This is a genomic window from Frigoribacterium sp. AC759, from assembly GCF_979256015.1.
Genome location: NZ_CEEDMT010000010.1, coordinates 79,722 through 92,845 on the forward strand (window position 1 = coordinate 79,722; position 13,124 = coordinate 92,845).

At 72.2% G+C, this 13,124-nt stretch carries 8 protein-coding genes; 4 read left to right on the plus strand and 4 right to left on the minus strand.

From position 1 onward, the window contains the following. The first annotated feature begins 55 nt into the window (after window positions 1–55). The gene (locus ACZ6JE_RS09450; protein WP_464318796.1) at window positions 56–3,532 is read left to right on the plus strand and encodes a TM0106 family RecB-like putative nuclease; all 3,477 of its coding nucleotides are present in this window, start codon (window positions 56–58) and stop codon (window positions 3,530–3,532) included. Between the two features lie 107 nt (window positions 3,533–3,639). Next, window positions 3,640–4,662, plus strand: a complete 1,023-nt coding sequence (locus tag ACZ6JE_RS09455) for an SseB family protein (protein WP_464318797.1) — start codon at window positions 3,640–3,642, stop codon at window positions 4,660–4,662. A gap of 415 nt (window positions 4,663–5,077) precedes the next feature. Here the strand turns inward: ACZ6JE_RS09455 and ACZ6JE_RS09460 are convergent, their stop codons facing one another. The 4 genes from ACZ6JE_RS09460 to ACZ6JE_RS09475 all read right to left on the minus strand — a co-directional run bounded on the left by ACZ6JE_RS09460 (window position 5,078) and on the right by ACZ6JE_RS09475 (window position 9,714). After that, window positions 5,078–5,464 carry a hypothetical protein gene (locus tag ACZ6JE_RS09460; protein WP_464318798.1) on the minus strand — a complete coding sequence of 129 codons (387 nt, stop codon included), beginning with the start codon at window positions 5,462–5,464 and terminating at the stop codon, window positions 5,078–5,080. A gap of 65 nt (window positions 5,465–5,529) precedes the next feature. Beyond that, entirely contained in the window at window positions 5,530–7,356 is a 1,827-nt protein-coding gene (locus ACZ6JE_RS09465; protein WP_192060513.1) for a DEAD/DEAH box helicase, read from the minus strand. 102 nt (window positions 7,357–7,458) lie between these two features. Continuing rightward, complete coding sequence (locus ACZ6JE_RS09470) at window positions 7,459–8,973, minus strand: threonine/serine exporter family protein (RefSeq protein ID WP_320478834.1); 1,515 nt, start codon at window positions 8,971–8,973, stop codon at window positions 7,459–7,461. A 123-nt stretch (window positions 8,974–9,096) separates the two neighbouring features. After that, window positions 9,097–9,714 (minus strand): hypothetical protein, encoded by a 618-nt coding sequence (locus ACZ6JE_RS09475; RefSeq protein ID WP_464318799.1) that lies wholly within the window; start codon window positions 9,712–9,714, stop codon window positions 9,097–9,099. Window positions 9,715–9,822: 108 nt separating this feature from the next. On the opposite strand from ACZ6JE_RS09475, the gene ACZ6JE_RS09480 reads away from it, so the two are divergent. Together ACZ6JE_RS09480 and ACZ6JE_RS09485 are read left to right on the plus strand one after the other, a co-directional pair. Then, a complete protein-coding gene (locus tag ACZ6JE_RS09480; protein ID WP_464318800.1) occupies window positions 9,823–11,043 on the plus strand; it encodes an SDR family oxidoreductase in 1,221 nt (406 codons plus the stop codon). Window positions 11,044–11,327: 284 nt separating this feature from the next. Next, a complete protein-coding gene (locus tag ACZ6JE_RS09485; protein WP_464318801.1) occupies window positions 11,328–13,064 on the plus strand; it encodes an alpha-amylase family protein in 1,737 nt (578 codons plus the stop codon). The last annotated feature ends 60 nt before the right edge of the window (window positions 13,065–13,124 follow it).

The window sequence follows — 13,124 nt, forward strand, 5'->3', positions numbered from 1 at the left end:
CGACCGTGCGGACCGTGAATCGAAAGGCGACGCCATCTACCTCGACGACGACACCGTGGTCACGAGCCCGTCCGACCTCAGCACGTGGGCCGCGTGCGAGTGGGCGTTCCTCCGACGCCTCGACGCCAGGCTCGGGCGCATCCCGGCGGTGCCCGAGGTGGCCGACGCCATGCTCGACCGCACTGCCCGTCTGGGCGACGACCACGAGATCCGGTTCCTCGAACGGCTGCGCGAGACGCACCGGGTCGTCGAGTTCGAGCGCCCCGAGCGCGCGGGGTACCCGGCCGCAGCGGCGGCCGCCGAGCAGGCCATGCGCGACGGCGTGCCGGTGCTCTATCAGGCGACGTTCTTCGACGGCTCGTTCATCGGCTTCTCCGACTTCCTGCTCCGCACCGACGACGGCGCGTACGAGGTCTACGACACCAAGCTCGCCCGACACGCCAAGATCCCCGCCCTCCTGCAGCTGGCCGCCTACGCCGAGCAGATCGCCGCGCTCGGTCTGCCCGTCGGGCCGCAGGTGCACCTCGTGCTCGGCGACGGCACGACCTCCAGTCACGCTCTCGCCGACATCGCACCGGTGTACCGCGCGCAGCGCGACCGGCTGAGGACGGTCGTCGACCGGCGGCTGCACGCCGACGCCCCGCTGGCCTGGGGCGCCCCCGGGGTCGTCGCCTGCGGCCGCTGCGGACAGTGTTCGGTGCAGGTCGACGAGCACCGCGACCTCGTGCTCGTCGCCGGGCTGAGTCTCGGTCAGCGGTCGGCGTTGCTCGCGGCGGGCATCGCGAGCATCGACGACCTGGCTGCGAGCACCGGGCCCGTCGCCGGCGTGGGCGGTGCCGCCCTCGCGCGCCTCCGCGGTCAGGCCCGGCTCCAGATCGACAGCGCCGGGGCCTCCCTGCCCAAGGTGCGCGTCATCGACCCGGGTGCGCTGGCGGCCATCCCCGCCCCCGACCCCGGCGACATCTTCTTCGACTTCGAGGGCGACCCGCTCTACACCGAGGGCGACTCGTCGGTGTGGGGGCTCGACTACCTGTTCGGGCTGGTCGACGACCGGTCGCGCTTCACGGCGTTCTGGGCGCACGACCTCCGACAAGAGCGCCGTGCTCTGATCGACTTCCTCGCGTTCGTCCGCGAACGGCGGGCGGCCCACCCGGGCATGCACATCTACCACTACGCGTCGTACGAGCGCAGTCACCTGCTGTCGCTCGCCGCCCGGCACGGCGTCGGAGAAGACGACGTCGACGACCTGCTGCGGGCGGGGGTGCTGGTCGACCTGTACCCGATCGTCCGGAAGGCGCTGCTCGTGGGGTCGCGCAGCTACTCGATCAAGAAGCTCGAGCCGCTCTACATGGGCGCCGAGCACCGCGACGGCGACGGGGTGGTCTCGGCCGTCGACAGCATCGGCGCGTACGTCGAGGCGGCGGCCGCCCTCCGTGCCGGAGACCCCACCGGTCAGACGCGCCTCGACCAGGTCGCCGACTACAACGAGTACGACTGCCGGTCGACCCTCCGTCTGCGCGACTGGCTGCTGACGATGCTCCCCGCCGACACCGTCAGCGACGACACCGTGGCCCTCGTCGACGACGAGCGAGTCCGGGCAGAGCCCGACCCCGTCTTCGTCGAGCTCACGGCGCAGCTGGCCGACGTCGATCCCCTCGACCGCACGACCGATCAGACCGCCCTCGCCCTGGCGGCCGCGGCCATCGACTACCACCGCCGCGAGGTCAAGACCTTCTGGCAAGAGCACTTCGATCGTCTGCGCGAACCGCTCGACGAGTGGGCAGACACCCGCGACGTGTTCGTCGTCGAGCGCGCCGAGGTCGTCCGCGACTGGGGGAAGCCGCCGCGCAAGCGGACCCTCTCGAGAGACCTCCGCCTCGTCGGGTCGCTCGCCCCGGGCAGTCGGTCGCCTCTGGGCTCCACGCCCATGGCCGTCTACGACACGCCTCTGCCTCCCTCGGCGAATCGGGTGGGCCCGGGCTCCCGAGGCTGGGCCGCCCGGGCGACGGTCGTCGACGCCGATCCGGGCACCGACGACGTCGTGCTGCTCGTCACCGAGACCGTCCCCACGGGGGCCGAGCCCCACGGGTCGTTCCCGGTGGCGCTGACCCCCGCCGCACCTCCTCGGGCGGCCCCGCAACCCGAGGCCATCTCGGAGTGGGGGCGCCGGGTGCTCGACGACCTGCCGGGGTTCGTGCCCGACGCCGCGCTCGATCTGCTGCGCCGTGTGCCGCCCCGCGGCGGCGTCCGACCCGTCGTGGGCGACGACACGGTCGGGGCCGTGATGGGGACCCTGCTCGACCTCGACCGGTCGTATCTGGCCGTGCAGGGTCCTCCGGGCACGGGCAAGACCTACGTGGGCTCGACCGTCGTCGCCCGCCTCGTCCGCGAGCACGGCTGGCGGGTCGGCGTCGTGGGGCAGTCGCACGCCGTGGTCGAGAACTTCCTGGCGGCCGTCGTCGACAAGGGCGTCGACCCCGAGAGGGTCGTCAAGGTGCCGAAGAAGGGCACCAGCCCGGAGGCCCTCGAGGCCGCCGCATGGACGCCAGTGGCGAACGGCGCGGGTCTCGCGTCGTTCCTGTCCGGGCCGGGTGAGACCGGGGGCGTCGTCGGCGGCACCGCCTGGACCTTCGCCAACGCCGACCACATCGCGCGCGGCTCGCTCGACCTCCTCGTCGTCGACGAGGCCGGGCAGTTCTCGCTGGCCCCCACGATCGCGTCCTCGCTGGCCGCCCAGCGTCTGCTGCTGCTCGGCGACCCCCAGCAGCTGCCGCAGGTCAGCCAGGGCTCGCACCCCGAACCCGTCGACCAGTCCGCGCTCGGCTGGCTCGCCGACGGACACGACGTGCTCCCGGGCGAACTCGGCTACTTCCTCTCGCGCACCTACCGGATGCACCCGGCGCTCACGGCCCCGGTCTCACGGCTGTCGTACGACGGCGCCCTCGAATCGCGGGCACCCGAGCGATGGCTCGAGGGCATCGCGCCCGGGCTGCACGTCGAGCCGGTCGCCCATCACGGCAACACGACCTCGTCCGCCGAGGAGGCCGAGCGCGTCGTCGCGATCGCCACCGACATGGTGGGGCGGACCTGGACGGACGGCGACTCGACACGACTGCTGACGGCTGCGGACGTCATCGTCGTCGCCCCGTACAACGCGCAGGGGGCGCTGATCCGCGACGCTCTCGACCGGGCCGGGCTCGCCGAGACCACCGTCGGCACGGTCGACCTCTTCCAAGGGCGTGAGGCCGTCGTGGCGATCCTCTCGCTGGCGGCGTCGTCGGCGGCCGAGATCCCGCGCGGGCTCGACTTCCTGCTCATGCCGAACCGGCTCAACGTCGGCATCTCGCGTGCGCAGTGGGCGGCGTACCTCGTGCACTCGCCGGCCCTGGTCGCGTCGATGCCGACGTCGATCGCCGGGTTGGGGCTGCTGTCGCGGTTCATCGACCTCGTCGCGCCTGCGTCAGCGTCTGCACCCGAGCCTGGGCCCGGGCCCGGGACAGCACCTTCCGGCATCGGATCGTCACCGTCTTGAGCAGGTGCGATCCGAGGCCACCGGCGTCGTCCCTCCCCAGCCGTGCGGTGCGTCCTGGCGCCCGGGTGCTGCGCCGCGCCTCCTCGGCTTCGCCCTAGGCTCGACGTATGGGGCTCTTCTCGCGCAAGAAAAACACACCCGCCGACGACACCACGACCGATCGGACCACGTCCGACCCCGCCGACGGGGTGAGGGTCGACACCGCAGACGAATCCGCACCGCAGGTGGCCCCGGCGCAGGCGCCGCCCGTCGTGAGGATCACGCGCGCCGCGCCGACCAACTCGACCGGGGCGGACCCGTCGGCCGTCCCGACCGGTGCCTCGGCCGGCACCTCGGTGCCCCCGCTGCGTGCTGCCGCGCCCGTCGTGCACACCGCGCTGCAGGAGGCGCTGACCGGCTGGAGCAAGGCCAAGAACGTCCAGACGATGTACTCCGTCGTCAAGGAGCTCGCGGCGGGCGACCTGCTGCTCGACATCGGATCGTCGACGATGGCCGACCCGAAGGTCGGACCGCAGAAGGGCGACACGATCTCGATCGCCCACCAGGTCGACAACGCCGGCAAGAAGGTGCTCCTCGCCTTCACCAGCGGCGACAGGCTCGGCTTCTACCGCAAGACCAGCGACCCCGTGTCGCTCGTCGAGGCGGCACCCGACGTCGTCGCGATGGCCGTGTCGAAGTACGACGGGCTCGTGCTCGACCCCGGATCGCCCGAGACGCAGTGGATCGGCTACACCGACGAGCTCGTGCGCGGGCTCACCGAGAACCCGGCCGAGAACAGGGCCGTCAAGCAGGCCATGGCCGAGAAGCGGATCGCCTGGCCGGCCATGCTCGAACTCGTCCGCGCGGCTCCGGCGCTCTACATCGCGTCCGTCGCGCATCGCGACGAGAGCGGCGAGATCACGTCGATGGGTGTCGCGACCGTCACGTCGCACGAGGGTCAGACGTTCTCGGTGCTGCTGACGTCACCGGCCGAGGTGGGTGCCTGGGCCCCGAGCGCGGATGCGAACGCGACCCGCTTCGATGCCGTGGCACACGTCGCACTCGACCAGGGGCATGCGGGCATCGTCGTGAACCCCGCCGGGTCGATGCTGACGATCACGGCCGACGAGCTGCGCGCACTCGTCGACTGACCGCGGCGCCGGGCACCCGAACTCGAGCGGGGCCCGCCAGGGTGGGCGGTTATTGCCCTTCGGCGGTGAGTGAGGGGCGTCTTCTGCCCACCGTCGAAGCGGGGCTCGCAAGGGTGGGCGCTAAGTGCCCTTCGGCGCTGGGTAGGGGGCGTCTTCTGCCCACCGTTGAAGCCGGAGCCGGAGCCGAGGCCGAAGCCGGCGGCGGGCCCGCGAGGGTGGGCGGTTAGTGCCCTTCGGTGCTGGGTAAGGGGCGTCTTCTGCCCACCGTTGAAGCGGGGCGCGCGAGGGTGGTCGGTTGATGCCCTTCCCTGGTGAGCGTGGGGCGTTTTCTGCCCACCGTCGGAGCGGAAGCGGAAGCGGGAGCGGGAGCGGGAGCGGCCGCGACCGCGGACGCAGGGGCGCCGGAGGGTGGGCGCTAGCGCCCGGGCGCGGGCGACGCGGCGAGGGCCACGGCGGACACCGCCGTCAGCGTCAGCGCCCCGATGTTGAGGGGCACCAGTGGCCCGGCGAACGCGTTAACCAACCCGATCGACGTTCCGAGACCGACCACGAGCTGCCCGACGAGCAGCAGCGCCGTCCCGAAGGCCGAGCCGAGCAGCGCCACGCGGGCCAGATCGTGCGCCCGCTGCCGTGCAGCCGCACCTTCGCCGCCGCCGCCGTCCGACGCCGCCGAGTTCGTGGCTCGCGTCCGCAAGAACAGAACCAACGCCACGAGCCCCAGCAGCAGCGGGATGAGGCAGCCGATGGTCAGCGCGGTCTGCACGACGCCGAAGAGGGCGTCGGTGCCGGTGGCGGGGTTCATGCGGGGCTCCTCGGCGGGGGAAAGCCGAAGGCGGACCCGAACGGGCCCGCCTTCGGAGGGTGTCGCTAGTAGCGGGGCTTGCGCGGCGGGCGATCCCCGCCGTACGAGCCGGAGGAGCGGTCGCCGCGGTCGCCGCGGTCGTCACGACGAGCCCCGCCACCGGCGGCGCCGCCGCCACGGCGGTCCTGCTTGATCTCGATCAGCTTGCCGCTGATGCGAGTGTCGCTGAGGCGGTCGAGCATGTCGCTGCTGACGTCGGAGGCCAGCTCGACGATCGAGAAGTCGGGGCGGATCGCGATCGCGCCGAAGTCGTCTCGGCTGAGACCGCCCTCGTTGGCGAGCGCACCGACGATCTGACGCGGCTCGACACGGTGACGACGACCGACCTCGATGCGGTACGAGGTCATCGGCTTCGACGTGCGGGGGCCGCGGTCGCGACGCTCGCCTCGGTCGTCGCCCTGACCGGCCCGCGGAGCCCGGTCGTCGCGCTCGCGCAGCGGACGCTCGTCGCGCTGCGGACGCTCGTCTTTCGGGTCCAGCAGCAGCGGCGTCTCGCCCTGCGCCACGACCGCGAGGGCCGCGGCCACATCGGCCTCGGGCACGTCGTGGTGCTCGACGTAGTGCGCGATGATGTCGCGGAAGGCCGAGATGCGGGCCTCCTGCGACAGCGCCTCGGTGATCGCGTCGTCGAAGCGCGTGAGGCGCGTGCTGTTGACGTCGTCGACCGACGGCAGCTGCATCTGCGTGAGGGGCTGACGCGTCGCCTTCTCGATGGCGCCGAGCAGGCGGCGCTCACGCGGGGTGACGAAGCTGATCGCCGCGCCGCTGCGACCGGCACGGCCGGTGCGGCCGATGCGGTGCACGTACGACTCGGTGTCGATCGGGATGTCGTAGTTGACGACGTGGCTGATGCGATCGACGTCGAGACCACGGGCCGCGACGTCGGTCGCGACCAGGATGTCGAGCTTGCCGCTCTTCAGCTGGTTGACGGTGCGCTCGCGCTGGGCCTGGGCCACATCGCCGCTGATCGCCGCCGCCGAGTAGCCGCGCGCACGGAGCTTCTCGGCGAGGGTCTCGGTCTCGCTCTTGGTGCGGACGAAGATGATCATGCCCTCGAAGTTCTCGACCTCGAGGATGCGCGTCAGGGCGTCGACCTTCTGCGGGTACGACACCATCAGGTAGCGCTGCGTCGTGTTGACCGACGTCGTGGTCTTCGCCTTGACGGTGATCTCTTCGGCGTCGTTCAGGTACTGCTTCGAGATGCGACGGATCTGCGGCGGCATGGTGGCCGAGAAGAGCGCGACCTGCTTGTCGTCGGGGGTGTCGGCGAGGATCGTCTCGACGTCTTCGGCGAAGCCCATCTTGAGCATCTCGTCGGCCTCGTCGAGCACGAGGTACTTGAGCTCGGAGAGGTCGAGGGTGCCCTTCGCGAGGTGGTCCATGATGCGACCGGGCGTGCCGACGACCACATGGACGCCGCGGCGCAGAGCGCTCAGCTGGACGCCGTAGGCCTGACCTCCGTAGACGGGCAGCACGTGGACGCCGCGCATGCCGGAGGCGAACTGCTCGAACGCCTCGCAGACCTGGAGGGCGAGCTCGCGGGTGGGCGACAGGACGAGCGCCTGCGGCTTCTTCGCGCTCACGTCGAGGCGCGACAGGATCGGCAGCGCGAAGGCTGCCGTCTTGCCGGTGCCCGTCTGCGCCAGGCCGACGACGTCGCGACCGGCGAGGAGGGTGGGGATCGTGGCGGACTGGATGGCCGAGGGGGTCTCGTACCCTATGTCTTTGATGGCCTTGAGGACCTGATCGCTCAAGCCCAGGTCGGCGAACGTCGAGGGTGTTTCGGCTTGCTCCGTGGCGTCGCTCGGGGCTTGTTCGGTGGTGTCACTCATAGTGCAACGGTAGCCGGTCTCGGGGCATGTGCCGTGCTGACATGGCGAGGAGCCCCGATAGGACGACCCGCGCCTCCTTCGCGGCCCGCCCGCGCCTCCTGCTCAATCGGCCCGGGGCGCCTCGGCGTCGTGCGCGACGACGATGTTGATCGGCGTCGTGTCGCTGTGCAGCGACTGCACGTAGACCTTCTTGCGGCGGCGCAGCCAGCGACGCGCGCCGGGGGTGGCGAGCAGGTTGCCGAGCACGAGTCCGGCGCCGATCGCGAGCGTCGTCAGCATGGAGAAGACGAAGTCGACCTCGGCCCCCTCCGTGCCCGACATGAAGTTGAGCAGCGCCGACGCGACCGCCAGCGACGGCAGCAGGGACCCGCAGAACGCCGGCACCGCGATGACCGTCGCGGCCGTGCGGAGTCGCGCCGCGGCCACCGTCGACAGCGCGCCGAGCAGGATCGCCGCGAGGAACGTCGCACCCATCAGGGGCACTCCGAGCAGTCGCAGGGTGAAGAGCGAGAGGTTGCCGACGAGCGCGACGCCGATCGTGATCGGGATCATCCGCGCGCTCGACCCCTGGGCCACGGCGTTCGCCGACGCCGCCGCGAAGCTGGAGCACAGCGACAGCCACAGGGGCAGCGCCTGCAGCGTGATGTTCGTCGGATCGACCTCGAAGTCGACGAACCCGGCCGTGACGGCGATGCCGGCGGGGATGCCGCAGACGATGCCCGCCACGATCAGGCCGATCACCAGGGCCCGGCCGAGGGCCATCGCCCGGAACCCCGAGATGGCGTCCTGCGCCCAGGTGACGATCGTGGGGTGCGGGAGCGTCAGGACGACCACCGCTGCGACCATCGCCGCCGCGCCTCCGGCCGACAGGAGGTCGAGCGAGATGCCGACGGTGCCGAGGGCCGCCGTGGCGCCCGCCTGCAGACCGACGACGAAGAACTGGGGGATGCCGCGGGCCGCGAGCCCCCGCCCGGTCGCCATCACCCCGATCATCAGGACGAACGCCCCGACGGCCGCCTGCCAGGTGCCGCCGGCCTGCAGCGTGACCGAGACGCCGAGCATGCCCATCGCCAGATCGGTGATCCACGACGGCCAGCGCGGGGGAGAGCGCAGCACGTCGACGAGACCGGCCACGGCCGTGGTCATGTCGCGGTCGTCGTGCAGCAGGTCGTCGACGATCTGGTAGACGAGCGACAGCCGGTGCAGGTTCGAGCCCTCGGCGTAGACGACCCGGGTCTTGATCAGCGGCGGGCCCTCGACGGGCGCGTACTGGACGGTGATCGCCGTGCCGGTGATGTCGAGCTCGAGCGGGGCGAGGTTCCACTTCGTGCTGACCGCGACGATCGCGACCTCGGTGCTGCGGACGTCGGCCCCCGACGCGAGCATCACGTCGCCGAGGTCTAGGCAGAAGTCGACGATCTGACGCGGCGAGTAGAGGTCGCCGCCGATGCCGTGCTCGGGCGTCGTGCCCTCGTAGATCGTGCCGCGGAGGCGGGCGCGGACGTCGCGCATCTCCTGCGGGTTGACGTTGCGGGCCCTGACCCGGGTCGGCTTCGCCGGCGGGCGGGGCGGGCGGGCAGGACGATCGCGTCGGCCGGGTCGCTGGGGATCGCTCACGGTCGAGCTCCGATCGGTCACGTCGGGGTGGTGCGGGGTCACGGGAGATGGCCCTCGGGTCGGGCCCCGCTCGACAAGGCTGACACGGTCGCGGCGGGGCCTGCTCGGCGGGCTGCGTCGAGTCTAGGAGGCGCGGTGGTCGTCGTCAGGACGGCGGCCGTCGGCGTGCCGGTCGCCTCGCCGAGCGCCCTGGCCCCTCTGCCCGGCGTCGTCTCGACCCGTGCCGGCGACCAGGTCGTCGAAGGCGTCGTCGAACGCGGCGTTGTCGCGGTCCGAGATCGCGTCGGAGCCGGGGGACCGGTCACCGGCGCCCGGTGCGGTCGCGTCGCCGGCGCCTGCTCCGTCGTCGGATGCCGTCTCAGCGTCGGATTCGCTCGCCGCGTCGGGCGCGTTCTCCGCCTCGGGCTGCGTCTGCGCGAGCACGGCCTCGGCGGCCGAGCCGAGCACGACGCCGGTGTCGACGCCCTTCGTGTGCGCGAGCGCCTCCGAGAGCCCGGCGGCGAGACTGCCGCCGGCGGCGCCGAGAGTCGCGACGACGTCCTCCTGGCGCGGGGTGAGGGGAGCGTCCGAGAGGCCGGTGACGACCTCGCGGAGGTTGTCCTCGCTCGCGTCCAGCGCCTCCTCGTCGCCCTGCGTGATGGCCGAGGCCTGCGACACGATCGCGAGAGCGAGGGCAGCGGCCTCCTGCTCGGGGGTCGAAGGGGGCCGGTCGGTCGAGTCGTCGCCGCTGATCTGATCCATCGCTCGACCGTACGCGGTGGACACCGGGAGCGGTCGCGGTCGTCCGCCGCGCGAACGGACGAGGGGACGCCCGGGAATAGAAGGAGGCGCGCTCGGCTTCTCTCCCGGATGAGCGACGACCGCACCCCGCAGACCGACCGCCCGCAGACCGACCCCGCGACGAGCGACATCCGCGACCCCGAGACGGGCGCCCCCGAGAGCGTCACCCTCGAGTCCGTCGAGTCCGTCGAGCCCCGGCACGACGCCACCGCATCGGGCGCCCGCCCCGGCACCGCACTCGTGGTGGGCGCGAGCGGCATCACGGGCACCGCGCTCGTCGAGCAGCTGACCCGCGACGGATGGGACGTGCTCGCCCTGTCGCGCCGCGCCTCCTCGGCTCCGGGGGTCACCGGCATCGCCGCCGATCTGCTGAGCGCCGAGAGCCTCGCGACCGCCCTGGCCGACGTGCAGCCCACGCACGTGTTCTTCGCCGCCTGGCAGAAGCGCGACACGGAGGCCGAGAACATCGAGGTGAACGGCGGCATGGTCCGCGATCTGCTCGCCGCCCTAGAGCACGCCCCCGTGCAGCACGTCTCGCTCGTGACCGGTCTGAAGCACTACCTCGGCCCGTTCGAGGCGTACGGCAAGGGCGTCATGCCCGACACGCCGTTCCACGAGGACGAGCCGCGCCTCGACTACCCGAACTTCTACTACGCGCAGGAGGACGAGCTGTTCGCCGCCGCCGAGCGTCAGGGCTTCACCTGGTCGGTGCACCGCTCGCACACCGTGATCGGGTTCGCCGTCGGCAACGCCATGAACATGGGGCTGACCATCGCCGTGCAGGCGGCGCTGACGAAGCGCCTCGGGCGGCCGTTCGCGTTCCCGGGCAGCGAGACGCAGTGGAACTCGCTCGTCGACATGACCGACGCCGGCGTGCTCGCCGAGCAGATGATCTGGGCCGCGACCGACCCCGCGGGCGGCGACGAGGCGTTCAACATCGTGAACGGCGACGTCTTCCGCTGGCGCTGGATGTGGCCCCGCCTCGCCGCGCACCTCGACATCGACCCCGCCCTCGTCGAGGGGTTCGAGGGCGCGCCGCGACCGCTGGAAGAGCAGATGGCCGGGCTCGAGCAGGACTGGCGCGAGCTCGTCGCCGAGCACGACCTCGTCGAACCCGAGCTGGCGCGCGTCGCCTCGTGGTGGCACACCGACGCCGACCTCGGCCGCGACCTCGAGGTCGTCGCCGACATGGGCAAGGCGCGCGACGCCGGCTTCTCGCGCTACCGCCGCACCGAGCAGGCGTTCGTCGACCTGTTCGAGCGGTACCGGGCGGCTCGCCTCATCCCGTGATCGTCGAGGTGACCCGGATGGTGCGGTAGCGGCCTGTGGCGGCGCCCGTCGAGTCACTTCGATGGGCGGTGGGCGCGGTGCGCGGGGCGCAGCGCGAGGGGCTCGGGGCGCAGCGCGCGGCGCGGTGGCCGCGATGCGCGCGCTCAGGGGATCGACAGGACCGAGGAGGCGCGGCGTCGGTACGGTCGGCGGAAGCGACCCACCCGAGACGGAGCCGACATGACCCGCCCGACCCGCGCCTCCTGCGCCTGCCCCCGTCGCGCCGCGCGCGACACCGCGACCCGATGAGGGTCACCGACACGAGCGACCTGTGGTGGAAGACCGCCGTCTTCTACAACCTCGACGTCGAGACGTACCTCGACTGGAACGACGACGGCGTCGGCGACCTCGAGGGGCTGGCGCACCGCCTCGACCACCTCGCCGAGCTGGGCGTCACCTGCCTCTGGCTGGCGCCGTTCTACCCGTCGCCGCAGCGCGACAACGGGTACGACATCTCCGACTACTTCGGCGTCGACCCGCGCTACGGGCACCTCGGCGACTTCGTCGAGGTCGTGCGGACGGCGAAGGACCGCGGGATGCGCGTCATCGTCGACCTCGTGGTCAACCACACGAGCGATCAGCACCCGTGGTTCCGCGCGGCGCGCAGCGACCGCGACAGCCGGTACCGCGACTTCTACACCTGGCGCGACGAGGTGCCCGCCGACCAGCCGGCGAACATGTTCCCCGACGTCGAGGACGGCGTCTGGTCGTTCGACGACGAAGCCGGCCAGTACTACCGGCACTCGTTCTACTCGCACCAGCCCGACCTCGCGACCGACCGTCAGGAGGTCCGCGACGAGATCGCCAAGGTGATCGGATTCTGGCTGCAGCTCGGGATCGACGGGTTCCGCGTCGACGCGGTGCCGCACCTGATCGACACGGACGACGGGGCGGAGCACGGGTTCCTGCAGGCGCTCCGCGGGTACGTCGCCCGACGGAGCGGCAGCGGCATGATGCTCGGCGAGGTGAACCTGCCGTACGACGAGATGGTCGCGTTCTTCGGCGAGGACGACGGCGACGAGCTGACGATGCAGTTCGACTTCGTCGCCAACCAGGCGCTGTACCTCTCGCTGGCGCGGCAGGACGCCCGTCCGCTGGCCGCCGCGCTGTCGACCCGTCCGACGCTGGCGCGGGGCAACCAGTGGGGCAACTTCGTGCGCAACCACGACGAGCTGACCCTCGATCAGCTGAGCGACGACGAGCGCGACGAGGTGTTCGAGGCGTTCGCGCCGCTCGAGTCGCAGCGGATCCACGGTCGCGGCATCGTGCGTCGTCTGCCGCCGATGCTCGACGGCGACCCGCGGCGCATCCGCATGGTCTACAGCCTGATGTTCTCGACGCCCGGTGCCCCTGTGCTGTTCTACGGCGAGGAGATCGGCATGGGCGAGAACCCGGCCGTCAGCGGTCGCGGGGCCGTCCGCACGCCGATGCAGTGGACCGACGAGGCGGGCGGGGGCTTCTCGCGCGCCGAGGCCGACGACCTCGTCGCGCCGCTGGCCGTCGAGGGCTGGGCGCCCGAGCACGTGAACGTGTCGCGCCAGCGGCACGAGCCCGACTCGATGCTGCGATTCGTGCAGAGCCTCGTGCGGCACTATCGCGCGTCGCCCGAGATCGGCTGGGGCGAACTGACCCTCCTCGACTCGGGGCACGACTGCGTGCTCGCCCACGCGGTCGTCAGCAGCACGGGGACGCTCGTCGCCGTGCACAACTTCGCACCGGACGGCCGCTCGGTCGACCTCGACCTGAGCGGGCTGCTCGGCCCGGATGCGGGCGAGGCGGGCGCAGTGGGTGAGGCGGCTGGTGCCGCCGCGGGCGCCGCGGGCGACGCCGCGGGCGACGCCGCGCCTCGCCTCGTCGATCTGCTCGCCGAGCGCTCCGTCCCCGAGGCTCTGGCCGGCGACGCCCACCACCGCATCGAGCTCGAGGGCTACGGGTTCCGGTGGCTGCGCGTGCTGCGGGCGGGCGAGAAGCGGCTCGTCTGATCGCGGTTTCACGGCGGGTTCGGCAGGTTCCCGTCCTTCGCGGCGGGTCAGCGCTGACCC

Coding starts and splice junctions, on each gene's coding strand:
- ACZ6JE_RS09455 (WP_464318797.1), top strand. CDS start 3,640: ATGGGGCTCTTCTCGCGCAAGAAAAACACACCCGCCGACGACACCACG.
- ACZ6JE_RS09460 (WP_464318798.1), bottom strand. CDS start 5,464: ATGAACCCCGCCACCGGCACCGACGCCCTCTTCGGCGTCGTGCAGACC.
- ACZ6JE_RS09465 (WP_192060513.1), bottom strand. CDS start 7,356: ATGAGTGACACCACCGAACAAGCCCCGAGCGACGCCACGGAGCAAGCC.
- ACZ6JE_RS09475 (WP_464318799.1), bottom strand. CDS start 9,714: ATGGATCAGATCAGCGGCGACGACTCGACCGACCGGCCCCCTTCGACC.
- ACZ6JE_RS09480 (WP_464318800.1), top strand. CDS start 9,823: ATGAGCGACGACCGCACCCCGCAGACCGACCGCCCGCAGACCGACCCC.
- ACZ6JE_RS09485 (WP_464318801.1), top strand. CDS start 11,328: ATGAGGGTCACCGACACGAGCGACCTGTGGTGGAAGACCGCCGTCTTC.